We start from the raw sequence: 25,035 nt of genomic DNA, 5'->3' as shown, positions 1-25,035 counted from the left end.
GTATTAGTACTCCCGAACTTGTTTTTGTTACAAACAAAATTCTGGATATGTTGTTTTTAATAATTGTTCTGCTTTATTTGGTAAGACTTGAAAAGTTACAAAAAGCCAAAGAGAAAGTAATGTGGAAAACACAGAAAAACCGAATACGAAATAATAGTTTTCAAAGATATTATTTGAAAAATTAACCAAAAGATGTAATTGTGCAATTAATCCAATGCTAGAGCTTCCGGCTTGTTTAAATATAATTTCTTCTAAATACCATTTTTTGTGCGATGCTTTTTTTCGTGTATTAAATTGTCTTTTTAACTGCACACTTTTAATAAGAACCAAAACAACCATTATAGAATAAAAGGCAACAAAAAAGTAATTAGCCAAAGACGTAGAAAAAGCGGTGTGAAAAAGTAAAAAAAGTAAAATCGCACTTAGTACTTTAGGTAAAGTAAACCATTGTTTAAGCTCTGTCCATAAAAACTTTAAATAGCGTTTATGCATTGCTTTTTGACGTTGCTCAATAGCGCTCATGAAACCAAAAATACCAAACTTTTTAAACGCTTTATCCCGCGCATCCTCATAGGATACATTGGGGTGTTTTATCCAAATAGATTCTATATCATTTGCTAGATGATCTACTAATTCTGTTTGCAAATCGTAATGTTCTACAAAATGTTTTATAGTGAATGTATAAAGATCCTCTACCTGTTCTTTATTAACCTTCAAAGTAGGGCTTAAAATTTTATGCTTTTCTGTTTTTTTCGAAATAAACTGTTGCTTTTCTTTACTTAAACTATTCATTAATCTAGACTAAATTTAGGGTTTACCAGAAGTTGCATGGTTTTAATATAATCCTGAAGTTCTTGCAGTTTACTTTGGGTTTCCTTGCTTCCTTTTTCGGTTAGCTTATAGTATTTTCGCAATCTATTATCTACCTTTTCTACCTCAACCTCCAACAAGCCTTCTGCTTCTAATTTATGTAAAGCGGGATATAAAGCACCTTCCGTTATCTTTAATTCTCCGTTGGTAATACTTTTTACTTTTTGCGTGATTTCATAGCCATACATTTTATCTCCTTCATTAAGAAGCTTTAATATAATGGTTGTTAAACTCCCTTTATACAATTTATTATTTGCCATAAATCAAATATACATAAAATTCTTATGCATAAAAGAATTAGGTATAAATTTTAATAGAAAAGAAAGACAAAACGGAAATGCTTCATTATTTTTACAAAAAATTATAATATGTCGCAATTTCATAAATTAACCATTGAAGATATCCATAGAGAAACTGAAAAATCAGTTACGATAACCTTTAATGTACCAGAAAACCTAAAAGAGACTTTTACTTTTCAAGCAGGACAATATATAACGGTAAAAACCACAATTAATGGTAATGAAGTAAGACGAGATTACTCTTTATGTTCCTCTCCAAAGAGTGGCGAATTAAAAGTTGCCGTAAAAGAAGTAGAAGGTGGGACATTTTCTGCCTATGCAAATAATAGTTTAAAAGTTGGAGATGTTCTAGAAGTCGCTTCACCAAAAGGAAGGTTTGTATTTACACCTAACGACTCTAAAACTAAAAATATAGCTGCATTTGCTGCAGGAAGCGGGATTACTCCTGTATTAAGCATTATAAAATGTGCCTTGGAAGAAGAAGTACACAGTAAAGTTATTTTAGTTTACGGAAACAAAACGACTAAAGACACTATGTTTTTGGATGCGCTACTAGCCTTGCATCATAATTACAAAGAGCGTTTTTCTATTCAATTTGTATTTAGTCAAGAAGATGAAGAGGATGCTATTTTTGGTAGAATTGAAAAAAGCACGGTGAATTATGTTATGAAAAACAAGCATAAACATATTGATGTAGATGCTTTTTACCTTTGTGGTCCAGAAACCATGATTCATACGGTTAAAGATGTTTTAACAGAACATGAAATACCACAAGATAGAATTCATTTCGAGCTTTTTAAGGCTGCAAAACCAGCTCCTGTAAATGAAGATGCTGTAGAAGGGGAAACCGAAATAACGATTACTGTAGATGATGAAACAACCACATTTACTATGTCTCAAAAACAATCTATTCTTGAAGCTGCGTTAGACAAAGATTTAGATGCGCCGTATTCTTGTCAAGGCGGAATTTGTAGTAGTTGTATTGCTAGAATTACAGAAGGAGAAGTCAAAATGAGACAAAACAATATTTTAACAGAAAGTGAATTGGCGGAAGGTTTAATTTTAACCTGTCAAGCACATCCAACAACTTCTAAAATTATTGTGGACTACGACGATGTATAAACAGAAAAAACATTTAAAATCATTCTTGTAACAACATTTTATCGATGAAAATCTGGTTTTAGCTTAAAAAATATACACTTTAACGATTATATTATCTTTTCCTAGAGGTTAATTTTTTTTAAAAAATAAACGAAATATATTCGTTGCAGTTTTAAACGATAAATGATAATAGTTAGGGATTATTTATTTTATGGTAAGTTTAAAATAAACCCTACTCTTCGGAGTAGGGTTTTCCATTTTAAGACCTAAAATTCTCAATAACAATACCTTAAATATTTAAATTATAGCATTTATAGTGTCTACCACTTTTTGTGGAGAAATACTTTTTGAAGCATCTTGATAGCCTTCAGGAAACGTATTTCCATAAATAGAAGTTGGTATCAAAGGATACTGTTTTCTATCTGCCAACAGTGCATAATTTTCTGGTTGATTAAATGGAGAGAAACCTGCAAAAGGATGTGTAACTCCCCAAATAGTAACTGCTTTTATACCAAGCATTGCTGCAAGGTGCGCATTACCAGAATCCATAGACAACATTACATCTAGATTAGAAATAACGTCTAATTCTTCATTTAAACTTAATTGTCCTGCTAAATTAACTACGTTCTTGTTTATCACTAAACCTAGTAGTTCTTGAATATCTTGTTTTCCTCCAAATAGAAAAATAGTATCCTCTTTAGACAGTGCTTCAATTACCACACGCATAGCATCTAAAGGATACATTTTACTTTTAAAAGCAGCAAACGGCGCAATACCTATCCATTTTTTGGTTTTATCTCCTGTTTTAGAACGTGTATTTTTTTGAAGTTTAATTGTTTCCGGAAAAGTAGGATTACTTAAATCTACAGGAAAACCAAGTACTTTAAAAACATCTGCATAGCGCTGGTGAGATGTTTTTAGTTGTTTGAAATGTGCACCAGAAACCAATGCTTTTTTTTCTGCTCTACCTTTATTTATCTGAATATATTTTCTTCCGAAGAAAAAGACTTTTAGAATCTTAGTACGCAACACATTATGCAAATCTGCAACGGCATCAATATGTAATTTTTTTAATTCTTTTGAAAGTTTAAAAAGTCCGAAAACCCCTTTATGCTTTCCTTTTAAATCTATTGGATAAACAGTAACGTTCTTTAAATCTCTAAAAAAAGGAGCAAAAAACGCACGTGTTAAAACGGTGATCTTCACTTCTGGATGCTGTTGGGTAAGCGCTCTTAAAACAGGAACCGTCATAGCAACGTCTCCCATTGCAGAAAGCCGGATAACTAATATGTGTTTTGGTTTTTTAGACATTATAAATACGGTCACACGGAGCGCAGTAAAAGTGTTTTTATGTCCTGTCTCTCCTTTAGTCTTTTACTGCGCTCAGACTGACAGTTGTATGTTTTTTTTACTTCTGACCTCTTAAAACTGGATTAAGCTCATCATCATTATACATTTTCATTTGCTTATACACTTTCATGTATTTATCTCCATTTTCGATATCTTTTAACAAAGTATCTATTGCTGTGGATAAATCTACACGTTGTTCTAATAAGATGTCTAATTTCTTTTGACAAGCAGCTTTATGAGCATCTGTTGCATTGGTACGAGTTGCTTCTTCCTGCATATGATATACTTTTAAAGCTAGAATAGATAATCTATCGACTCCCCAAGCAGGACTTTCGGTATTAATTGTAGCATTTTCTTTTACAGAAACATCTTTATTTTTTTCTAAAAAATAGCTATCAATATACTCTACCATATCTGTTCTGTCTTGGTTAGAAGCATCTATTTGACGTTTTAATGCTAAAGCAGCAACAGGATCTATTTGTGGATCTCTTATAATATCTTCATAATGCCATTGCACTGTATCTATCCAACATTTTCGGTATAACAAATGTTCTAATACATTCGCTTCTTTATCATAAATGTTAGTGAAAGGTTGGTCTACAGTATTTAAAACGTGGTAGGTATTAATTACGTCTTGAAATATTTTATTGGCTTTTTCTGAAAACATATTTTAATTTATTTGATTGCAAATATACATTAATGAAACCAAAAAAGCCGCTTTAAGCGGCTTTTTGGAATCAAATTAGATTAGTTTAATTACTGCTTAACAAATCGTTTAACGATTGTTTTATTATCACTAGTTGAAATTTTTGCAAGATATAATCCAGCACTTAATTGATCTAAATTGAGTTTCACTTCCCTTAAATTAGATTCTGCACTGTAATCTTTAGTCATAATTAGCTTACCAGTAATACTGTATACGTTAATAATAGTATTCGTATCTAATATATCTGATTTTACAATTATGTATTTCGTTGCAGGATTAGGATATAATTTTATATCCTTATATAAGGCTACTGTTTCTTCATCTAAATCTTGACTATTTTGCGTAAATTCTTTTATTACCGTATTATCAAGTGTTTGCTCATTAGTAACCGTTGTATCCGATTTCCCTAGATCTTTTCCACCATCTACTTCTATTTTAGAGTTTCCAAATATTTTATCGATACCAAAATCAACTCCTTCTGTTGTTTCTTGTAAATTAAATGCATAGAAACCATCTGGATTATTCGTTCCATTATCTAAATCAAAAGTAGTAGTGAAAGATAAGAATGGTGGGTTATTTTCCGGTGTTATTGCTTGTACAATTTTCATACCTGCTGTAACATTACTAAAGGTATAATTAGGGTTAGAGAAAGATGTAAATCTAGTATCTACATATTCATCTCCAGAGTCTAAAACGCCGTTTTCATTTAAGTCATTATACAAATTAACAACAACATCTGTTAAAGGCGTTTCACTTGCATCTTGCGCACCATCTCTATTATTATCATCCCATACTATACCAGAGATATTGAATATTAAAACAACATCTTCATTAATTCCAAAATCAACTCCGGCAACATCCTCAGTAGCACTAATTGCAACCACAGCATCTGTTGTTAATGTATATGTGTTTTCATCTGTATCTTCAGGTGTAACAACAACCACAAATACGTTTTCTTCACTTACATTACCAAAACTATAATAACCATTTTCGTCAGATCCTGTTACCGCTAATTCTTCATCATTATCATCTAATACACCATTATTATTACTGTCTGCATATAAAAATACTACAACGTTATTTAAATAAGCTTCTTCGTTTTCATACGTTTGATTTTCATTATCATCATCAAATACAATTCCATCAATAGTATAGTTAATTAAGGCATTTTGATGGATTCCAAAATCAACTCCAGAAACATCTTCTGTTGTTGTAATTACTACCACTTCATTGGTTGTTGAAGTATATGTATTTTCTTCAGTATTTTCGGGTACTGTTACAATTACTAAGACATCCTCTTCACTAATATTAGTAAAGTTATAATACCCGTTTTCATCCGATGAAGTAACCGCTAATTCTTGGTCACCTGCGTCTAAAGCGCCATTATTATTACTATCTGCATATAAAGTTACTCTTACATCGTCTACATAACCTTCTTGTGTATTTTGTATTCCGTTCTCGTTATCGTCATCAAAAATAGTTCCTTCTAAATTATAAGAAACTTCTACATCTACCACTAAGTTTAGATAATCTGCAGCATCTGTTATTTTACCTCGATCTTCAGAAGATAAACCTTGAATCTCGATTAAACTTCCTAATTGAATATTGTTACATGTTTGCAATTGTCCTGGTTGCGTATAGCTTTGTACATAACTTTTTCTAGTACAGCTTGAAGAACAAGATCCGTAATGCGAACAAACCTTTTGGTTTTTAAGTAAATGAAGATTACTGTTTTTATCTTTTGCTATTTGCGCATAGACATCTTCATTATTTGCCCAACTAAACGTATTTGTATTCAAGTCGAAATGTTGCATTTGGTAGGTTGTAACCGCATAAATTTGACCATCATCACTTACAGCAATATCTCCAAGCTCCCCTTTATATAAGAAACTAGAATACCCATAACTATCATATTTAGGACTAGCATTTGAAATATTAGAAGAATCTCCACTAAAATCGGAAAGGTTGTTGAAACAAACCTCTAATAGGTAAATTCTATTATTATAACTGTTATAACTACGTTGTGCGCTTACGGTACTCGAACTACTTCTTGGACTAGAAGAAATACTTCCCATACTAGTAGAACCACTTACATCGTTTGTGTTATCGATTAAACTAGACTCGGAAACATAGTCAAGCACATTAAAGTTGCTTTTTTCTTTTGTTAAACTTTTAGTTGCAAGATCATTACCGCTTGGTAAAACTTCTCCTGACGAGGATCTACTAGTACTTGTTTCGGCAGCAGTGTTTAAAATTGAACCGTTTTCAACTTTCCTGCTTTCTAATTCTCTCTTCAATTCATCCTTTACATTAACCACACCACCAGATGTTCTATAATTATAACAACTTGTAGGGTACTCCATTGCGAAGTAAAGTTTACCATTGTAAAAAGTGGCTCCTCCAGAACCTAATCCTCTGGATGAATTTGCATGTCCGCTTGAAGTAAAATAAGATTTAATATCTCCAAAAGATTTATGTGTATTCGAATAGACATTGTAACCATATACCGTCCAATTGTATCTTGAAGCTTGATTACTTACGTAAAAAATCCATCCTGTATTAGCATCTACTGCTAATGAATTTATCTCAGATACATAAGGAGAGGATGTTAATAAAGTAGCTTGATACGATTGCATATTTACTGTATAAATATGACAACCTGCAGAAACAATTAAGGAATTATCATCTGTGGTCATCATTACAGTTGCAGCTTGTCCTTCTAAATACAAGGGCGCATTAGCTTGCATGGTATGAAAACCAAATGCAAAAGTCAAAAAGGCTAGAATTGTAATTTTTAATTTCATGTTTGTTAGTTAGTTTTATGTTTAAATTACAGCATACTATAACACAAAACAGGCATAAAATTTTTGGTAGATTTTTTGAAGGGGGCAATCAAATATAAAACAAATTACAACTATTCACATATAATTTAAAAAATTACAAAATTTTTAGATAAAACTCATAAAAGTCGGCTTAACATCTAAACGTATTATCGATTTTATCACTATTTTTATGGCATGAAAATATTTAATCTAGCTAAAGAGAATTCTATCTTAAATTCTTTTATTTCTGAACTTAGAGATGTGAACATTCAAAAAGACAGTATGCGTTTTAGACGAAACATAGAACGCATAGGTGAAATTTTGGGATATGAAATGAGCAAATCACTCCACTATAATACAACTACTATTGAAACACCTTTAGGAAATTGTGAAATGAGTTTACTAAACAATGATATTGTTTTATGCTCTATTTTAAGAGCTGGAGTACCATTACACAACGGACTACTAAATTATTTTGATGATGCGGAAAACGCATTTATTTCTGCTTATAGACATCATAAAGAAGATCCAGATAGTTTTGAAATAATAGTAGAGTATTTAGCTTGCCCAAGTTTAGAAAACAAAACACTTATTCTTGCCGATCCTATGTTGGCTACAGGACAATCTATGCTTGCCACTTTTGAAGCTTTAAAACCTTTTGGAAAACCAAAAAACGTGCACTTAGTAAGTGTCATTGGTGCTCAAGAAGGTGTAGATTTTTTAAACAATAATTTTAGTGAAGACACTAATTTATGGATTGCTACTATTGATCCAGAATTAAGTGACCAAGGCTATATCGTTCCAGGTTTAGGTGATGCTGGTGATTTAGCTTTTGGCAAAAAACTGCAACACTAATAATATAAATGGTGTAATTAATAAAATACCAAAAAACATCTCTTTAAACCATTTTTCTGTGATAGTCTCAATATAACTAGCGATTATTATTGCTAAAGGAGCAAATAAGAATAAAAGTGCGCTTCCGTTTTTGTTAGGCACAATCACAAATAATACAAAAGCTATTATTGAAGCCGAAAAAATGGTTTTAAACGCTGGCCTTATTGTTCTTGTTTTCTTTCTAAAGTTTTTTAAATAGTAGAAAACAGACCAAAACCCAAAGGAAAACAGTAAGGTTAGCGCTACTAAAAATGGCAACGTGTTATAATTATTAAAGTTTAAACTTATTTGATAATTACTATTAAAAAACCCTAAATAGGTATTATTTATTAGCACAGATGCACCAATACATAATATAAAAACGGTGGCAACTCCAAAAACAGGTGTTAACCAATGTTTTATATTATCACTAGAATGAAACAATAAAACTAATGGAATTAAAAAAAGAAATAAAATAGCCCAAAAATAAAACAAAGAAGCAATAGCAATACAAAAAGCAGCATCAAACAATTTACTTTTTATATTTTTTTTAGTTCGTAAGCTTATTAGTCGTCTTAAAGCAAAGAGGATAAAAAAATTAGCCCAAATGACTCTAGAGCTTACTAGTGATTCGGGTATTAGTAGCAAAAAAAGACTAAATAATATAATTTCTATATTACTTTTTAGTGTTAATTCATTTTTTGTTACAATAAAATTCAATAGCAAAATGGAAAAATAGGCAACCATAAAAGTTCCTACTTGCTGTGTAACAAACACGGTAGTAACAGGCCCTTGTATATACTTTAACTTCACGCTTAAAAACGCCAAAGCAGTAATTACAAAAACGATTAAAAAATTTATTGGCTTAGATTTACTAAAAATACTTGTAATCATTAACTCTTTTTGTACTTTTGTATTGTAAATATACTATTATTACTATTATGAAAGACTTTTTTTACGCAATACAGGACCTATTTGTTGATGTATTATTAGCACCTTATAGTGCTTTAGCAAAATTTGAATTAGAAAACTGGTTTGGCGCAAACACCATTTCTTGGATTTTTATTCTTATTGGATTTGTAGCAATGGTTTACTGGATGCTTCAATTAAGAACGTTTGATAAAAACAACGAAGAAAACAAAACTGTTTCTGCACATTCTTATTTATAAGAATTACAGATCAAAACCAATATCTTTACGATAATTCATCTTATCAAAATGTAGTTTATCTATACTTTGGTAAGATTTTTTTATGGCCTCTTGGTAGGTGTTTCCATAACTTGTAATTGCCATTACACGTCCTCCAGAAGTTACTACTTTACCGTCTATTAGTTTTGCTCCAGCGTGAAAAGCTATAGAATCTGTTATATCTTTTATCCCTGTAATCTCTTTTCCTTTTTCATATGCTTCTGGATAACCGCCAGATACTAACATAACTGTTGTTGCAGCACGTTCATCTATTTCAATTTCTATTTGATCTAAAGTCTGATTAGCTATCGCTTGAAATATCTCCACTAAATCGTTCTTAAGCCTTGGTAGTACCACCTCTGTTTCTGGATCTCCCATTCTCACATTATACTCAATAACTTTTGGGTCGTCACCAACTTTGATTATACCAATAAACACAAAACCTTTATATGGTAAATTGTCTTTTTGCAAACCAGAAATGGTTGGTTTTACTATGCGCTCTTCAATTTTATTTAAAAAGTCTTCTGTAGCAAAAGGTACTGGAGAAATAGCTCCCATTCCACCTGTATTTAATCCTGTATCTCCTTCACCAATACGCTTATAATCTTTTGCTGTTGGTAATATTTTATAATTTTTTCCGTCACTTAAAACAAAACAGCTTAATTCGATACCATCTAAAAACTCTTCAATAACGACTTTGTTACTTGCTGCTCCAAACTTAGCATCTACTAACATACTTTTTAATTCGGCTTTAGCTTCGTCTAAATCATTCAGAATTAGAACCCCTTTTCCTGCTGCCAAGCCATCTGCTTTAAGAACATAAGGCGCTTTTAATGTTTCTAAAAAAGCATAACCTGCTTCCACATTACCTGCGTTAAAACTTTGGTAAGCTGCTGTTGGTATATTATGTCTGTATAAAAATTCTTTAGCAAACTCTTTACTACCTTCTAATTCTGCTGCAGCTTTTTCAGGGCCAATAACGGCAACATGTTTTAAAGCTTCGTCTTGTAAAAAGAAATCATGAATACCTTGCACTAAAGGGTCTTCTGGTCCTACAACAATCATATCCACAGCATGTGCTAAAACAAATGTCTTAATCGATTGAAAATCTGTAACGCCAATATCTATATTTGTAGCAATCTCTGCTGTTCCAGAGTTTCCAGGAGCAACATAAAGGTTTTTACATAAAGGGCTTTGCGATATTTTCCAAGCAAAAGTATGTTCTCTTCCGCCAGAACCAAGAATTAAAATAGTCATGTTGTATTTTGTTTGCTCAAAAATAAAACTAATGCATCGAATACACGAATATTTTTTATTTACTTTACAAAAATATCTTATTGTTTGAATTTATTTAATATTTCCTTGAAACTAAATGGCTTTCCTATACAGAAAGCTTGTCGTGTTTTAGAACAGATTCAAAGTAAAAACGAAGCCGATTTTGAGGCCTATGTGGTTCAGAAAAAAAAGGATATTTTTAATTACCACATGCAAAACAATTCGTTTTATCAAAAAATTGCGGAGAACGCACATGTTAGCGATTGGAAAAACATTCCTATACTAACAAAAAGCGATTTGCAACAACCTTTAAAGCAAAGGCTTTCTGCTGGATTTACAACAAAAAACGTATATTTAAACAAAACCTCTGGTTCTTCTGGAGATCCTTTTGTTTTTGCTAAAGACAAATTTTGTCACGCATTAACATGGTCTGTAATACTAAACAGATTTGGTTGGTTTGGTTTAGATTTTAGTAGGGCAAAGCAAGCACGTTTTTATGGAATTCCGCTAGACAAAAAAGGGTATTATAAGGAACGTTTAAAAGATGTTTTAAGTAATCGCCATCGGTTTTCGGTTTTTGATTTAAGTGATATTGCTTTCGAAAAATGCTTGAAGCAATTTGAAAACACCAACTTTCATTATATTAATGGTTATACCAGTGCAATCGTTCAATTTGCCAAGTTTCTTCAGAAAAAAAACGTGATTCTAAAAAATGTTTGTCCGACATTAAATGCCTGTGTTGTAACTTCTGAAATGCTTTTTGAAGACGATAAAAAGCTACTAGAAAAACAATTTAATGTTCCTATAATTAACGAATATGGCGCTTCGGAATTGGACTTAATTGCTTTCCAAAACCCAGAAGGCGATTGGCAAGTAAATAGCGAGACTCTTTTTGTTGAAATTTTAGATGCCCAAGACAATATTTTACCTTTTGGTGAACAAGGAAGAATTGTAATTACATCGCTGTATAACAAAGCACATCCTTTTATTCGATATGATATTGGAGACCTTGGTATTCTTAGCAAAAAAAGTACTTTACAGAAACCTATTCTTGAAAAACTTATTGGAAGAACCAATGATATTATTATTTTGCCAAGCGGAAAAAAAGCCGCTGGATTAACTTTTTACTACATTACTAAAAGTATTATTGAAGAAGATATTAAAATAAAAGAGTTTATCATCGAGCAGCACAAAACAGATACCTTTAAAATTATTTATGGGAGTGCGGAAAATATTTTGGAAGAAAAAACAGAAAAGATTAAAACGGAAATAGCTAACTATCTTGAAAAAGGATTGACTGTTATTTTTGAAAGACAAGATAAAATAGAACGATCTAAAAGTGGTAAATTAAAACAATTTAGATCTTTACTTAACTAATATGAACATAACTATTATTGCAGGAGCACGGCCTAATTTCATGAAAATAGCTCCAATTATAGAAGCTATTCAAGAAAAAAAAGCACAAGGTTATAATATGAATTACAGGCTAGTTCATACTGGGCAACATTATGATAAAAATTTAAGCGACACCTTTTTCAGGGAACTAAACATTCCTTTTCCTGATATTAATTTAGAGGTAAAAAGTGGAACACAAGCAGAACAAACGGCTGCCATTATGATCGGTTTTGAAAAAGAACTACAGCAAAATCCTTGTGATTTAGTACTAGTTGTTGGTGATGTAACCTCAACGATGGCATGCACTATTGTTACTAAAAAAGCGGGAATAGATGTTGCACATATAGAAGCAGGAATACGCTCTGGAGACATGAATATGCCAGAAGAAATTAATCGAATTGTAACCGACAGTTTAACCGATTACTTTTTTACCACTACAAGCTATGCTAATAAAAACCTAGCGAATCTTGGAGTTCCTGAAAGCAAAATTTTCTTTGTTGGGAATGTTATGATTGATACGTTACTAAAAAACATTCCAAGACTTGAAAAACCACAACTTTGGGATACTTTACACCTTCAGAAAAAAAAATACATGGTTATGACTTTGCATAGACCAAGTAATGTAGATGAAGAAAATCAACTAAAAAATCTGATACAACAAATTGTAGATCTTGGTAAAGACTATCCTATCATTTTCCCTGTACATCCAAGAACAAAAAAGCTTTTAGAAGGTTTAGATTTAAACTTTAAAAACCTCCATTATGTAGAACCTTTAGGTTATTTACATTTTAATTATTTGGTGAAAAACGCTTTTGCCATGCTTACGGATTCTGGCGGAATTACAGAAGAAACGACAGTAATGAATGTGCCGTGTATTACACTTCGTGACTCTACAGAAAGACCAGAAACTTGTGTTATTGGAACCAATGTTTTGGTTGGAAATGATTCGGAAAAAATTAAATCTGCTTTTAAAGATTTACTTTCTGGCAATTGGAAACAAGGGCAAACACCAGAGCTTTGGGATGGTAACGCCGCAAAACGAATTATAGATTGTTTGGTTAAAACATATTCGTTGTAATGAAAGATGTTCTTATTATAACTAGCTACTATCCTCCAGAAATTGGCGCTGCTTCCAACCGTATTTTTCATCTTGCGGAAGGATTACAACAACGCAATTTTAAAGTACAAGTAATAACTCCTTTACCAAATTATCCAACAGGTAAAATATTTGAGGATTATAAAGGAAAGTTCAAGCAAACCAATGTTGAAAAAAATATTATCGTTCATCGGTTATGGATTTACGCTACGGTTTCTAAAAACAAGTTTTTACGTTTAATTGCAATGCTATCTTACAGTTTTAGTTTGGTTTGGTTTTTCGCTTCCAACAAATTACCTAAAACCATAATTGTACAATCCCCACCTTTACTAGTTGCTTTTACTGCGATGCTTTTTTTACGTTCTAAAAACCGAAAGCTTATTTTAAATGTTAGTGATTTATGGCCAATTGCAGGATTAGAACTTGGTGCTTTTAAAAGGAATTTTAGCTATAGAATGCTGGAGAAAATTGAACGGTTTAATTATAATAAAGCACATTTCATTTTAGGTCAAAGCAAAGAAATAATAACACATATATGTTCTTTATTTCCGGAAAAAGAAACCTTTTTATATAGAAACTACCCAGATTTTGAAGCTCCTGAAATGGAAGTCAGAAATACTTCCGAAGAAAAAATAAAACTAGTTTACGCTGGTCTTTTAGGCATTGCACAAGGCGTTTACAAGCTCTGTACTGCATTAGACTTTAATAACAAGATAGAACTTCATATTTATGGCTCTGGCGCAGAACAGAAGCGTATTGAAGCCTTTATAGAAAAACATCCTGATTTGCCAATATATTTTCATGGTAGAGTATCTAGAGACGCATTACACAAGGTACTTTTACAGTATGATGTAGCTATTATCCCTTTATTAAATAGGATTTATGGTTCTGTGCCTTCCAAAATATTTGAATACGCAAAACTTGGTTTACCTATTCTATATTTTGGAGGAGGAGAAGGAGAAGATATTATAAACAACAACAAACTGGGTTGGATTGCTAAGGCAGGAGATTATCAAGATTTAAATACGATAATTGCTGGTATAGATGTTTCAGAAATCACATTGGTTTATAAACAAAAAATAAAAGAAACAGCAACCACTAACTTTAATTTAGAAGATCAATTAATAACGCTCTCTACGATGCTTTAATAAGCTTTGTCTTCACCATTAACAACATTCATAAAGGTTTGGGCAACTATTTTAATATCTAGCAATAGAGACCAGTTTTCAATATAAAAGATGTCTAGTTTTACACGATTAATAATGTCTTTGTCTGTTTCAATTTCTCCTCTAAAACCACTTACTTGTGCCAATCCTGTAATTCCTGGTTTCACAAAGTGTCTTACCATAAACTTATCGATTCGCTTTGCATACATATTGGTATGACTTACCATGTGTGGTCTAGGACCTACCACAGACATATCACCAAACAATACATTAAAAAACTGTGGTAATTCGTCTATACTCGTTTTACGAATAAACTTACCAATTTTAGTTACACGTTGATCTCCTCTTGTTGCTTGATGCACATTGGCCGTTTTATTTGGAGTCATCGATCTAAATTTATAACAATCAAATTCTTTATAATTAAAGCCGTTTCTAGGTTGTTTAAAGAAAATTGGTCCTCTAGATTCTAAAACAATAAGTATTGCAATAATTGGTGTTAACCACGAAAGTAATAAAATGATCACTGCAGATGAGAATACAATATCGAATATTCTTTTAAGGAACTGGTTTACAGAATCTTCTAAAGGAATATTACGAAAAGATAAAATGGGTGTGTAGTTATAGTATTCGTACTTTAATTTTTTAGAATATATATCTTTATTGTCTGGTAAAAACTTTAATATTTTAAGGTTATTATCTGCAAAATCGATAACTTTTACCAACTGACTATTTGTTAGTTGTGATAAGGAACAATAGATTTCATCCACATTTTCTTCCTTTAAAAAAGCGAAACACTCTTGTAATCCTTCTTCCGAAATATTTTTAAAACTAAAGGTTTTTGTATGCGAATAGCCATATTCTGGTTTATCGTTAAAAAAATTTTCTAAAGCGTGCGTCTGCTTATTTTTACCTAAAATAGCGGTAACTCTATAATTACCACCAAAAGACACTCTATATCTTTGTAATAAATAATACAGAGTAAATTTAAATAGCGTTACAAGAACAAATACACAAAGAATGTATTTAAAAATGGTTAATGGAAGAATGTCTAACTCGTAGTAAAAACCAGAAAAGGCAAATACGATGAGTGTAAAAAGCGCCATTTGTCTAAAAACAAGTGTCATAATAACGACCTCTCTTGTGTACCTAAAAACACCATAAAATTTAGATAGTGTAGATATAAGTATCCAAGCTAAAGAGATTACAAATACAAAAGAAACAGGCTCCACACTTTTAAAAAAATAAAGTAATGCTAAACTGTTTATTATGATTAAATCTATTATATATGATATAGGTCTTAAATAGACAGAATATCTTCCTTGTTTAAATGTGCTCAATTTACTTTTTTATGTGTTTAGAAAAATCTTTATGTTCGCTTTTATATAAGTCTTCATCAGATAAAGACTTAAAATAACTAAATGTTTTAAGCATCCCTTCTTCACGTTCCACTTTTGGCTCCCAACCTAACAACTTTTTTGCTAGTGTTATATCTGGCTGTCTTTGCAATGGGTCGTCTACTGGTAACTCTTTATAAATTATTTTTTGAGAGGTATTTGTTAGTTTTATTATTTCTTCTGCAAAATCTTTAATGGTAATTTCATTTGGATTACCAATGTTTACAGGGTTTGCATAATCGCTAAACATTAATCTAAAGATACCTTCTACTTGATCATCTACATAGCAAAAAGATCGTGTTTGCATACCGTCTCCAAAGACGGTTAGATCTTCCCCTCTTAAGGCTTGCCCCATAAATGCAGGAATAACTCTACCGTCATTTAGCCTCATTCTTGGCCCATATGTGTTAAATATACGAACAATACGTGTTTCTACACCATGAAATCTATGATAAGCCATGGTTATAGATTCTTGAAAACGTTTTGCTTCATCATAAACACCTCTAGGTCCAATGGTATTTACATTTCCATAATAACTTTCTGTTTGTGGGTGCACTAAAGGATCTCCATATACTTCGGATGTGGATGCAATTAGTAACCTCGCATTTTTAGCCTTTGCTAAACCTAATAAATTATGAGTACCTAAGGATCCTACTTTTAAAGTTTGGATTGGTATTTTCAAATAATCTATTGGACTTGCTGGTGAAGCAAAATGCAGAATATAGTCTAGTTCGCCGTCTATTTTAATAAACTCTGTTACATCGTGTTCTATAAACTCAAAGTTAGCATTATCTGTTAAATGGGCAATGTTCTTTTTGTCTCCAGTAATGAAGTTATCCATACCAATAACATGAAAACCTTCACAGATAAATCTATCACATAAATGGGAACCTAAAAAACCTGCTGCTCCTGTTATAAGTACTTTTTTCATTTTTTAATATAATTATTTACCTGTTCCTATTTTGTAATAGACGAACCCGATATCTTCTAAAACTTCTTTATTTAAAACACCTCTTCCATCGAAAACAAAAGCAGGTTTTTGCATGTTATCAAAAATTTTCTTCCAATCGTAAGTTTTAAACTCATCCCATTCGGTTAAAACAGCAATAGCATGTGCATCCTTACATGTATCGTACGGGCTTTTCTCTACTTGGAGAAGGTTTCTATTCTCTTCGTTTGATCTTGTGTTTAAATACTCTAAATCTGCATAAATACGTTCTTCTACAACTTTAGGGTCATAAACACTTATTTCTGCCTGCTCATTCAATAGGTTATCTGCTACTTTAATTGCTGCCGATTCTCTAGTATCGTTAGTATCTTTTTTAAATGCCCATCCTAAAAACGCGATTTTTTTACCAGATACGGTATTGTAAAGTGTACTTACAATATTATCTGAAAAACGTTGTTTTTGATGTTCGTTCATCAATATAACCTGCTCCCAATAATCGGCAACTTCATTTAAGCCATAGCTTTTAGCTATATAGACTAAGTTAAGTATATCTTTTTGGAAACATGATCCACCAAAGCCAACGGATGATTTTAAAAATTTAGAACCTATTCGGCTGTCCATACCTATGGCTTTAGAAACTTCATTTACATCTGCTCCTGTCTTCTCACAAATTTCTGACATCGCATTTATCGATGAAACACGTTGCGCTAAAAAGGCATTTGCTGTAAGTTTAGATAACTCGGAAGACCACACATTAGTTCTTAAAATTCTTTCTTGTGGTACCCAATGCGCATATACTGCTGCCAAAGCTTCGATAGCTTTCGTTCCTTCTGGAGTTGTATCACCACCAATAAGCACTCTATCTGGGCTTAAAAGATCTTCAACCGCTGTACCTTCGGCTAAAAATTCTGGATTTGATAATATTTGAAAAGCAACATCATTACCTGTATTGTCTAAAATATCTTTTATAGCAGAAGCTGTACGGACAGGAAGGGTAGATTTTTCAACAATAATCTTATCTTGTTTAGAAACTCTAGCTATTTGGCGAGCACATAACTCAATATATTTTAAATCTGCAGCCATCCCTTTACCTTTTCCGTAAGTTTTGGTTGGGGTATTTACAGATATGAATATCATTTCTGCTTCATCGATAGCCTTATCTACTTCGGTGGAAAAGAATAAATTTCTTCCTCTTGCTTCTTTAACAATAGCATCTAAACCAGGTTCAAAAACAGGAAGATTATCTAAGTTCTCATCATTCCAAGCAGCAATTCTAGCTTCGTTAATATCTACAACGGTTACTTTTATTTGAGGGCATTGCTTTGCTATTACGGCCATAGTTGGTCCTCCAACATATCCAGCTCCAATACAACAAATGTTTTTTATTTTCATTTTTACTTCTTTTATTGTGATAAAAATAGTGTTTTTTTTCTATTTTTTTTCTTTTAAAGCTTTTGTTAAAAGCTTCAAATATTCATTATTAATTTTATTCCAATTAAAAGTTTCCTCTATTTTTTTAAAATTATTAATTATTTTAAATTGGTAATCCTCTTTCTTTATAGTCTCAATACATTTCGCTACTTCTTCTTTAGTGGTAAAGTAGAATGCATCATCGTTTAAAATTGCTTTATTAAAAATATTATCATTAGCAATAATTAATGTGGTTGATGCCATTGCTTCTAATAAAGAAGGGTTTGTTCCTCCTACAGAGTGCCCATGAAAATATAAGTTAGAAAAATGTCTTAAGTTATTCAAATGTTCTAAATTATACACACCACCAATGAAACGTATGTTTTTATGGTTTATATATTTTTTCTTTAAATACTCCCCAAATTCATTTGCATCATGTTTTCCAACCACTAAAAACGTATCCTCATTATCTGCAAGACTAGCACCGTCTAAAATGGTTTCTAGATTATTTTCGGGCTCAAATCTAGCAATTAGCATATTATATTTATACGGAGTTACCTTGTATGCTGCTAAAACGGCACTATCTTCCTTTGTAAAGTTATTAGCTCCGTAAGCAATGTATGTAGATTCTTTATGATATGTATTCTTTATATACTCCTGTATTCCTATAGAATCCGAAATTAGATAATCACTACTGTTTACAGCTAATTTTTCGGCGTACTTTAGAAAGGCTTGTACTGGTTTGGAATATTTACTTCTTTTCCATTCTAAGCCATCCATATTGGTTATTATAATTGCTTTTTTAGGCAAAAATTTATACCAAATAGAATTACTTGTATAACCGAGCTGTAGTACTATGTCGAAGTTTCTTTTTCTTGCATCCCTAATACAGTTTAAATCATACAAAAATTGTCCGGGTGTACCTATAACGTTTTCTGGATCTTTACAATGAATTATATTCACTCCCTTGAAGGTACTTTCTTGATAAGGGTGTGTGTGAGAGTTATACACATATACGTCATGGTTATTTTTAGCTAAAAAAACTGAAAAAAACTCTGCAAATTGCTCGAAGCCTCCGTGATGATTTGGAACTCCTCTAGTTCCTATTATTGCTACTTTCAAAATTTAAATAGTTTTGTAAAAAAAGTGTGTTAAAAAAATAAAAAAATACGATGCCTTTGCTTCTTACTAGGTTAACTTCAAAAAGAAAGCCGAAGCAGACAAGGATAAGAAAAAAAACATGTAATGTATCCTTATGTTTAATGGCAGCGTAAAAACTAAAAAACAAATAACTTAAAAAAAACAACAATACCAGAATACCATATGTTACAAGTATGTGTGTATATTGGTTATGCAAATTAAAATCTTCATACCAATTAGGCCCTAAGTTATAGGAAAAAAAATAATAGTTTAAATAGTCTTTAGTATCTCCCTGCTTGTAACCTAACAGTAATTTATTATCTTTTACTAAATGATAAACCCCAATACTACTTAAAACATATCTTAACTCGAGATCACTTATCTCTGTTTTTTCTTCGTAGGTAAATATTTTTTTCTGACTAAAATCATTAGTGGGTTGAAAACTTGAGATCTCCGGACTAAAACGTAATCCATCTATAAAGCGTTCTTTAATAAATTTAATATTAAATACACCTATCCATAGCATGGCTAATATTGTAAAATACGCAATTCTTTTTTTTAAGTGCTTTATTTTAAACGAAAAGTAAAGTACGTAAATTATTCCATTTATAAATAATATTGCTTTTGAAACGCAAAATATTAACCCTAAAAGAAGCACTACTATAAAGCCTATTTTAATTATTTGACTCTTTTTATAAAACCAATTGGTTTTCGTGTTAATAATAAAGAATAAGGCTAAAGAAATATTTAAAGAATAATAAATGGGGTGATAATCATATAGTAGTGTGAAGTTGTGAAATATTAATTCTTCAAGCCCTTTATTTTGTGCAATTTTTATTAGATTATTAATTAATAAAATACTTACACTTAGAACGGTTGCATACGTAAACCAAATTAATATTTTTATTATTTTGGTTTTGTTTATTTTGTTATTCACTAAAATAAAAACGAGTAAAATCAATAAAACCTCTAAGTTTAGACGTTTTAAACCTAGCATGTATTTATTACTTAAAAAGCTACTTATGATTACAATGAAAAAGAATGCTATGGGAAAAACAGCACTAAAAGATTTTAGTTTTTTGAAATTATCTTTTTGAAAAAAAAACAAAGTATATGCGGAAGCAAGAATAATGGCGGCATTACCAACATTAATTCGAAATGGTATTGTTGCAGCAATTAGACATAACAAAATTGTTGCTACATCGTACTTTTCTATAATGTTTTTTACAAACCTCACTAATGAAGCAGTTTAATTAAATCTTCTACTTTTGTATTCCAAGCGTGTGTATTTAAATCTATTGCTTTTTTTGAATTTTGTTTGTTTGTAATTTCTGCAGAAAACTCTTCGGCATTATTAATTATATACACATGCTCTTTTAATTCTTCTAAGCCATTAGAGTCTGTACCAATAACTTTTTTTGTGGTAGCTAAGTACTCATAAACTTTAATAGAGTTAGCTCCTGATTTCTTGTCTTCATCTACCACATAAGGCACGGTACAAATATCAAAATTTTTCACATAGTTTGGATAGATTTCGTAGTGCTTGTCTCCTAAATAATAAAAATTATCTAATTTTAAAATACTATTAAATACTTGTTTATCTAAAATCTGACCAACAAAAACAAAAGAAGCGTTTTTAGTTAACTTCATGGTTTCATTTAACAAATCAACATCCAAAAGGTGCGTTATTTTTCCACCAAAACCAACAATTGGCCTTGGGATATTTTTCATATCCTCAGGGATTTCTACTTGTATATCCTTAGCAAATCTAGAAACGTCAACACCGTTTTTAATTAGCACTAGTTCTTTAGGATGATATGCTTTTGAAAAATCTCTAATATTATCATTGGAGTTTGTAATCCAAAAATCACAAATCTTAGCATATTCTTTGTAAGCAGAAAAAATTTCTTCTTTAATTTTAGAATATACATTAAATTTCGCAAAATTATCCCAAGCATCAAAAACGGATTTTTTAGGATTTAAGGATTTCGATAATTTACTTGCAAAGATATTTTGATTGAGTAAAAAGTAATCTTCATGAATACCAAGTTTACTTAAAGACTCGTTAATGAAGTTAATATATTTTGGGTTTTCATATTGTGAAATAAACCACTTATAGCCGTTTAATACTTGACCAAAAATATCCTTTGAAACAAAATCTATGACATAAAAATTTTTGCTTACTTCATAAAGTTTAAAGTTAGATTTTGAATAAATAACTTTCCCTTTTATTAAATTAGGTTTTCTTTTAAGTAATATCTCTACTAGGGTTGTTGGCCTATTGATAATAACTTTTACGTCCGAACTATTTTTATTTAAATGTTCTATAAAGTGTGCATCTCTAGTTCTAAAACCTTCTAGGATAATTTTTCTCCAATCGTGAAAAGGCGCTATAAGTATATTCATTCTTTTCTAATCTTATTATTGTTTTGTAATAAACTGGTTAGGGTTATCATTATTGCTAAATCTGAAAAAATAGTTGTCATAAAAGCATAGATAATTACAACACCAAAAAGAATAAATTTAACACTTGAATCGAGATTAAAACTATTTACAAGCAAATATAAAAGTAATATCAATAGAATTAGACCTATAATTCCTAAATCTGCATACGCCCATATTAATTGGGAAAAGTGTTTTGTTGCTGCAAACTCCCCTTTTAATACATTAAAATAAGAATACGGTCCTTCCCCTACTATTCTTAGCGGTAACACTGTTGCATAGGTTATAACCACTTGGGGCCGCTTAGCAATACCCCTGTTATAGTTTGAAAATGATTTTTTAGAATTATATTCTTGATGAAAAAAGTAAATTTCCCTTTCAAAAGCTTTTATTTTTTTAGCCTGTGAAAATACTAAAGGCATTAACAATAGAACAACTAAAATACCAAATACTTTTATTTTTTTCGGAAATGTTTTATAAATTAAATAACCAAAAAATAAAATTAGTAATAGTTTGGTAATATTTGATTCTGCAATAAATATGGTTAAAGACAGATAGAAAACAATTAGTTTGGGCCTTTTGGTAATGCTATTGTTTATGTTGTTTTCAAAAATGTTAAAAATATTTAACAACAAAAAGAACCCTAAAGCATGATCGGCTTTTAAAAAAAAGGTACCAAACATAAAGTCGAAAGAAGCAATAGCTTGGCTACTATTATTAAACCGTATAAGAAAATCATATCCAAAATTCTGGATTAAAATAACCGGTAATTGCAAACAAGCTATAAATAAATAGATTTTACTAATTGTTCTAGAGGAAATATATCTTTCTTTTTGATTTATTTTAAAGAACAAATAACTACCTAAAGGAATAAGAATAAAAATAAAGTAAATAATTGTTTTTAATATATTGGTTTGGTTTACTATAGAGCTGAGAATAATGAGCAGAAATAAAACAAAGAAAAGCAAGACTATTTTGTCAAAAATCACTCTTTGTTTTACTATTACATAAACGAAATAAAATAAAAAAAACAACCCCATTACACCGTAAGAAAAAACAGTATTAGGAATACCTATAAAAAATTGAGTAAAACCTCCTATTAGAAAACAAAAAGCTACAATTAATAAAAAAACACCTAAGTATAACTTATTTAATTTTATCATTTGTTTTAAAATGTTTTCTAGAAGATAGTATCGCTCTTAAAATTATAGGAAACTTCCAGAAGTGAGTTGGATTGAAAATCATTGCCAAAAATAAGATAAAAATATAACTTAAGGTATTTACAGAATACACCAACTTACTATTCACAAAGTTTTTCTCAAAAAACACATTGTTACGAACAGAGTAATAAATTGCATTTTTTGAATCGGTTGAAAAATATCTTGTATGCAGAATTTTTTTTGGTTTTTTTAAATGAAAAGAGGTTTCTAAATCTTCTAATTCGCTATCTAAAACTAAAATTATTTTACCTTCTTTTTTTGTTATTCTATAAGAGAACTCATGGTCATCTGCATATAGAAAAAAGTGTTCATTAGGAAGTCCTATTTGACTAATAGTATCTTTATGAAAAAACATACCGCCATAAGGTGCAACAGCTACCACACCAGAATCTACTTCTTCTGGTTTATTAGCTTTAGGCTTCTTTAGTTTATCTAAAATATTAAATCCTAAAAAAGAATTTTCCGTACCTAACATTAAATATGGATTATGCTGTGAAATAGCATCCTTGTATATCTTTCTTTGTGGTCTGTAGGATAATAATGAAAGAGGTTTAGTAGTATTGTCTTTAAAACTATCCCAAGACTTTAATAACACTTCTAAAGCATTATTCTTAGGTAGGTTATCATCATCTAAAAGCCAAACAAAATCAACATCTTCTTCTAAGACTCTTTTTATTCCTTCTTTAAAACCTAATGCAGAACCAGAATTATAGCCCATATCATGAACTATAAGTTTTGCTTTATTAACCTCTTGCAATTGGTTTAAACGAACGCTGCTTTCTTCATCAACGCCATTAGAAACTACCACAATTTTTGCAACATTGGGATTTTTTACAACAGAATCAATTAGTTTTGAAAAATAAGCGGCTCTATTTCCATAAGTAACGGTTACTATTCCGATTCTTTCTTGTACCATGAAGATAAATCTTGATTTATTAAACTTTCTAAAGCTTTTATATCGTCTAAAAACACAGACTTAGTAAGCTTTTCTTTAAGATCTACATTGGTATTATACGTTATTTTCTTTCTGTTAAGATGATCTATTTTACTAATAATATTTTTTCTAATTTGCGGAGAAGCAATAATTTTCTTTCCTATTTTTCTAATAATATTAGGTTTGTTTACAAAGTCTCTAATCCATTTACTTTTAGGAGTTGAAGCCACATTGCTCTGAATGCTTAAATCGTAGCTAAAAGGCTCTAAACCCAGAAAATCATTTACCTTATTTATAGTGGCTTGTTTATTAGCAATAAAATCGTCTTCAAAACGAATAAACAAAAAATTAGATGGATTGAAAAACTTAAAATACTTATTAATTTGCTTGCTGTACAAGCTTCTTGTTTTATAGCTAAAATATAACTCACCAAAATCATCTTTGGTACGTGATGCTTCTTTTTCTATAGCTTCTTCAAACTCTAAATCTTCAAAACCTCTTCGTTTACTCATCAAATACTGAGAAAAAGCTCTGTCATACGGATTTCTTAAAATAACAATGAATTTTAAATCGGTTCCAAAATGTTTAAGAATTCTTTCTGGTGCTTTTTCTGAACACAGGTATTCTGGATCAATTTCGCCAACAACCTCTTTTTCATTTAAATCGTCATTAAACATTTTAAAATACTCGTCTAGATTTCCTGTGTACAAGTCATCATGAGAGAAAAAGTGGGTTTCTTTATTTATTGGCAGACCGATATTTGGATTCTGCAATAAGATATCATGTAGAGATGTTGTCCCTGATTTTTGAGCTCCTATACAGAAAAAATCAAATTTATGTGTCATTATGTTCTCATTTTAATTAATCGTGCTGGTACACCTCCAACAATTGCCATTTTAGGCACATCTTTTGTAACTACTGAATTAGCACCTACTATAGCGCCAGAACCTATTGTAACGCCTTTTGTGACTACTACGCCGTGTCCTAACCATACATTGTCTTCAATAACTACAGGGGCTGTGGTTATACCCTGAAATAGCATTGGTTTATCTATATTAGAAAAAGCATGATCTGTATCTCTTATTGAAACACTTTGTGCAATCATAACATTTTTACCTATTGTTATAGAATCATTTACTCCAATAACCGAAAACTGTCCAATAAAGGAGTTTTCACCCAATGTTAATTTTCCAGAACCTTGAATAAGAACATTCGATTTAATCGAGTTATTATTAAGGCTAATAAGTAATTTAGAATCTCGCCACAAAAAAGGAGTTATTTTAACATTTGAGCCAATGCTAATTTTTCCTTGTTTTTTGACCATCCCATTATATTTTAATAAAAACCAGGATGTAGTTATCTTATCTTTAATTTTAAAATAGATTTTATAAAGTAATACGTTCATG

At 30.8% G+C, this 25,035-nt stretch carries 23 protein-coding genes; 6 read left to right on the top strand and 17 right to left on the bottom strand.

Annotated features, from left to right (window positions below; all coding sequences use genetic code 11):
* Positions 1–27 precede the first annotated feature (27 nt).
* A complete protein-coding gene (locus tag ACVCXO_RS16080) occupies positions 28–792 on the bottom strand; it encodes a hypothetical protein (protein WP_452230612.1) in 765 nt (254 codons plus the stop codon).
* The gene (locus tag ACVCXO_RS16075) at positions 792–1,130 is read right to left on the bottom strand and encodes a PadR family transcriptional regulator (RefSeq protein ID WP_452230611.1); all 339 of its coding nucleotides are present in this window, start codon (positions 1,128–1,130) and stop codon (positions 792–794) included. The genes ACVCXO_RS16080 and ACVCXO_RS16075 overlap by 1 nt, the downstream gene beginning before the upstream one ends.
* A 108-nt stretch (positions 1,131–1,238) precedes the next feature.
* On the opposite strand from ACVCXO_RS16075, the gene ACVCXO_RS16070 reads away from it, so the two are divergent.
* Entirely contained in the window at positions 1,239–2,291 is a 1,053-nt protein-coding gene (locus ACVCXO_RS16070; RefSeq protein WP_452230610.1) for a 2Fe-2S iron-sulfur cluster-binding protein, read from the top strand.
* A 276-nt stretch (positions 2,292–2,567) separates the two neighbouring features.
* Here ACVCXO_RS16070 and ACVCXO_RS16065 read toward each other — a convergent pair whose 3' ends face one another.
* From ACVCXO_RS16065 to ACVCXO_RS16055, 3 genes are all read right to left on the bottom strand, one after another.
* A complete protein-coding gene (locus ACVCXO_RS16065) occupies positions 2,568–3,581 on the bottom strand; it encodes a glycosyltransferase family 9 protein (RefSeq protein WP_452230609.1) in 1,014 nt (337 codons plus the stop codon).
* Between the two features lie 97 nt (positions 3,582–3,678).
* Positions 3,679–4,287 (bottom strand): DUF4254 domain-containing protein, encoded by a 609-nt coding sequence (locus ACVCXO_RS16060; protein ID WP_452230608.1) that lies wholly within the window; start codon positions 4,285–4,287, stop codon positions 3,679–3,681.
* A gap of 89 nt (positions 4,288–4,376) precedes the next feature.
* A complete protein-coding gene (locus tag ACVCXO_RS16055) occupies positions 4,377–7,130 on the bottom strand; it encodes an SdrD B-like domain-containing protein (protein ID WP_452230607.1) in 2,754 nt (917 codons plus the stop codon).
* 213 nt (positions 7,131–7,343) lie between these two features.
* Here ACVCXO_RS16055 and upp point away from each other — a divergent pair, with 213 nt between their 5' ends.
* Positions 7,344–8,003: a uracil phosphoribosyltransferase gene (gene upp, locus ACVCXO_RS16050; RefSeq protein WP_452230606.1), complete on the top strand. Its 660-nt coding sequence runs from the start codon at positions 7,344–7,346 to the stop codon at positions 8,001–8,003.
* Here upp and ACVCXO_RS16045 read toward each other — a convergent pair.
* Positions 7,974–8,915 (bottom strand): DUF6427 family protein, encoded by a 942-nt coding sequence (locus tag ACVCXO_RS16045; RefSeq protein ID WP_452230605.1) that lies wholly within the window; start codon positions 8,913–8,915, stop codon positions 7,974–7,976. The genes upp and ACVCXO_RS16045 overlap by 30 nt on opposite strands.
* Before the next feature lie 47 nt (positions 8,916–8,962).
* Between ACVCXO_RS16045 and ACVCXO_RS16040 the strand changes: the two genes are divergently transcribed.
* The gene (locus ACVCXO_RS16040) at positions 8,963–9,190 is read left to right on the top strand and encodes a DUF6341 family protein (protein ID WP_452230604.1); all 228 of its coding nucleotides are present in this window, start codon (positions 8,963–8,965) and stop codon (positions 9,188–9,190) included.
* Positions 9,191–9,193: 3 nt separating this feature from the next.
* Here ACVCXO_RS16040 and purD read toward each other — a convergent pair whose 3' ends face one another.
* Positions 9,194–10,465, bottom strand: a complete 1,272-nt coding sequence (gene purD / locus ACVCXO_RS16035; protein WP_452230603.1) for a phosphoribosylamine--glycine ligase — start codon at positions 10,463–10,465, stop codon at positions 9,194–9,196.
* A gap of 84 nt (positions 10,466–10,549) precedes the next feature.
* Here purD and ACVCXO_RS16030 point away from each other — a divergent pair, with 84 nt between their 5' ends.
* From ACVCXO_RS16030 to ACVCXO_RS16020, 3 genes are read left to right on the top strand one after another with little or no spacing between them, the layout of a single operon-like run.
* On the top strand, positions 10,550–11,860 hold the full coding sequence (locus ACVCXO_RS16030; protein ID WP_452230602.1) for a phenylacetate--CoA ligase family protein: 1,311 nt from the start codon (positions 10,550–10,552) through the stop codon (positions 11,858–11,860).
* 1 nt (position 11,861) lies between these two features.
* Positions 11,862–12,956: a non-hydrolyzing UDP-N-acetylglucosamine 2-epimerase gene (gene wecB / locus ACVCXO_RS16025; protein WP_452230601.1), complete on the top strand. Its 1,095-nt coding sequence runs from the start codon at positions 11,862–11,864 to the stop codon at positions 12,954–12,956.
* On the top strand, positions 12,956–14,122 hold the full coding sequence (locus ACVCXO_RS16020; RefSeq protein WP_452230600.1) for a glycosyltransferase family 4 protein: 1,167 nt from the start codon (positions 12,956–12,958) through the stop codon (positions 14,120–14,122). The genes wecB and ACVCXO_RS16020 overlap by 1 nt, the downstream gene beginning before the upstream one ends.
* Here the strand turns inward: ACVCXO_RS16020 and ACVCXO_RS16015 are convergent.
* The 10 genes from ACVCXO_RS16015 to ACVCXO_RS15970 are packed head-to-tail and all read right to left on the bottom strand — an operon-like array spanning position 14,119 to position 25,034.
* A complete protein-coding gene (locus ACVCXO_RS16015) occupies positions 14,119–15,477 on the bottom strand; it encodes an undecaprenyl-phosphate glucose phosphotransferase (protein ID WP_452230599.1) in 1,359 nt (452 codons plus the stop codon). The two genes, ACVCXO_RS16020 and ACVCXO_RS16015, sit on opposite strands and share 4 nt — an antisense overlap.
* 1 nt (position 15,478) lies before the next feature.
* Positions 15,479–16,465 (bottom strand): UDP-glucuronic acid decarboxylase family protein, encoded by a 987-nt coding sequence (locus ACVCXO_RS16010; RefSeq protein WP_452230598.1) that lies wholly within the window; start codon positions 16,463–16,465, stop codon positions 15,479–15,481.
* A gap of 12 nt (positions 16,466–16,477) precedes the next feature.
* On the bottom strand, positions 16,478–17,875 hold the full coding sequence (locus ACVCXO_RS16005) for a UDP-glucose 6-dehydrogenase (protein ID WP_452230597.1): 1,398 nt from the start codon (positions 17,873–17,875) through the stop codon (positions 16,478–16,480).
* A 39-nt stretch (positions 17,876–17,914) separates the two neighbouring features.
* Complete coding sequence (locus ACVCXO_RS16000; RefSeq protein WP_452230596.1) at positions 17,915–19,015, bottom strand: DUF1972 domain-containing protein; 1,101 nt, start codon at positions 19,013–19,015, stop codon at positions 17,915–17,917.
* On the bottom strand, positions 18,990–20,270 hold the full coding sequence (locus ACVCXO_RS15995) for a hypothetical protein (protein ID WP_452230595.1): 1,281 nt from the start codon (positions 20,268–20,270) through the stop codon (positions 18,990–18,992). The genes ACVCXO_RS16000 and ACVCXO_RS15995 overlap by 26 nt, the downstream gene beginning before the upstream one ends.
* The gene (locus ACVCXO_RS15990; protein ID WP_452230594.1) at positions 20,270–21,439 is read right to left on the bottom strand and encodes a glycosyltransferase; all 1,170 of its coding nucleotides are present in this window, start codon (positions 21,437–21,439) and stop codon (positions 20,270–20,272) included. Before ACVCXO_RS15990 ends, ACVCXO_RS15995 begins: the two co-directional genes overlap by 1 nt.
* Positions 21,436–22,638 (bottom strand): hypothetical protein, encoded by a 1,203-nt coding sequence (locus ACVCXO_RS15985; protein ID WP_452230593.1) that lies wholly within the window; start codon positions 22,636–22,638, stop codon positions 21,436–21,438. Before ACVCXO_RS15985 ends, ACVCXO_RS15990 begins: the two co-directional genes overlap by 4 nt.
* The gene (locus tag ACVCXO_RS15980) at positions 22,622–23,611 is read right to left on the bottom strand and encodes a glycosyltransferase (protein WP_452230592.1); all 990 of its coding nucleotides are present in this window, start codon (positions 23,609–23,611) and stop codon (positions 22,622–22,624) included. Before ACVCXO_RS15980 ends, ACVCXO_RS15985 begins: the two co-directional genes overlap by 17 nt.
* A complete protein-coding gene (locus ACVCXO_RS15975; protein WP_452230591.1) occupies positions 23,587–24,474 on the bottom strand; it encodes a sulfotransferase family protein in 888 nt (295 codons plus the stop codon). The genes ACVCXO_RS15980 and ACVCXO_RS15975 overlap by 25 nt, the downstream gene beginning before the upstream one ends.
* The gene (locus tag ACVCXO_RS15970) at positions 24,474–25,034 is read right to left on the bottom strand and encodes an acyltransferase (protein WP_452230590.1); all 561 of its coding nucleotides are present in this window, start codon (positions 25,032–25,034) and stop codon (positions 24,474–24,476) included. Before ACVCXO_RS15970 ends, ACVCXO_RS15975 begins: the two co-directional genes overlap by 1 nt.
* Position 25,035 lies beyond the last annotated feature (1 nt).

This window comes from Lacinutrix sp. MEBiC02404, assembly GCF_053601575.1.
This window is presented reverse-complemented; position numbering and strand designations above follow the sequence as displayed.

Coding starts and splice junctions, on each gene's coding strand:
- ACVCXO_RS16080 (WP_452230612.1), bottom strand. CDS start 792: ATGAATAGTTTAAGTAAAGAAAAGCAACAGTTTATTTCGAAAAAAACA.
- ACVCXO_RS16075 (WP_452230611.1), bottom strand. CDS start 1,130: ATGGCAAATAATAAATTGTATAAAGGGAGTTTAACAACCATTATATTA.
- ACVCXO_RS16070 (WP_452230610.1), top strand. CDS start 1,239: ATGTCGCAATTTCATAAATTAACCATTGAAGATATCCATAGAGAAACT.
- ACVCXO_RS16065 (WP_452230609.1), bottom strand. CDS start 3,581: ATGTCTAAAAAACCAAAACACATATTAGTTATCCGGCTTTCTGCAATG.
- ACVCXO_RS16060 (WP_452230608.1), bottom strand. CDS start 4,287: ATGTTTTCAGAAAAAGCCAATAAAATATTTCAAGACGTAATTAATACC.
- ACVCXO_RS16055 (WP_452230607.1), bottom strand. CDS start 7,130: ATGAAATTAAAAATTACAATTCTAGCCTTTTTGACTTTTGCATTTGGT.
- upp (WP_452230606.1), top strand. CDS start 7,344: ATGAAAATATTTAATCTAGCTAAAGAGAATTCTATCTTAAATTCTTTT.
- ACVCXO_RS16045 (WP_452230605.1), bottom strand. CDS start 8,915: ATGATTACAAGTATTTTTAGTAAATCTAAGCCAATAAATTTTTTAATC.
- ACVCXO_RS16040 (WP_452230604.1), top strand. CDS start 8,963: ATGAAAGACTTTTTTTACGCAATACAGGACCTATTTGTTGATGTATTA.
- purD (WP_452230603.1), bottom strand. CDS start 10,465: ATGACTATTTTAATTCTTGGTTCTGGCGGAAGAGAACATACTTTTGCT.
- wecB (WP_452230601.1), top strand. CDS start 11,862: ATGAACATAACTATTATTGCAGGAGCACGGCCTAATTTCATGAAAATA.
- ACVCXO_RS16020 (WP_452230600.1), top strand. CDS start 12,956: ATGAAAGATGTTCTTATTATAACTAGCTACTATCCTCCAGAAATTGGC.
- ACVCXO_RS16010 (WP_452230598.1), bottom strand. CDS start 16,465: ATGAAAAAAGTACTTATAACAGGAGCAGCAGGTTTTTTAGGTTCCCAT.
- ACVCXO_RS16005 (WP_452230597.1), bottom strand. CDS start 17,875: ATGAAAATAAAAAACATTTGTTGTATTGGAGCTGGATATGTTGGAGGA.
- ACVCXO_RS15990 (WP_452230594.1), bottom strand. CDS start 21,439: ATGAATATACTTATAGCGCCTTTTCACGATTGGAGAAAAATTATCCTA.
- ACVCXO_RS15985 (WP_452230593.1), bottom strand. CDS start 22,638: ATGATAAAATTAAATAAGTTATACTTAGGTGTTTTTTTATTAATTGTA.
- ACVCXO_RS15980 (WP_452230592.1), bottom strand. CDS start 23,611: ATGGTACAAGAAAGAATCGGAATAGTAACCGTTACTTATGGAAATAGA.
- ACVCXO_RS15975 (WP_452230591.1), bottom strand. CDS start 24,474: ATGACACATAAATTTGATTTTTTCTGTATAGGAGCTCAAAAATCAGGG.
- ACVCXO_RS15970 (WP_452230590.1), bottom strand. CDS start 25,034: ATGAACGTATTACTTTATAAAATCTATTTTAAAATTAAAGATAAGATA.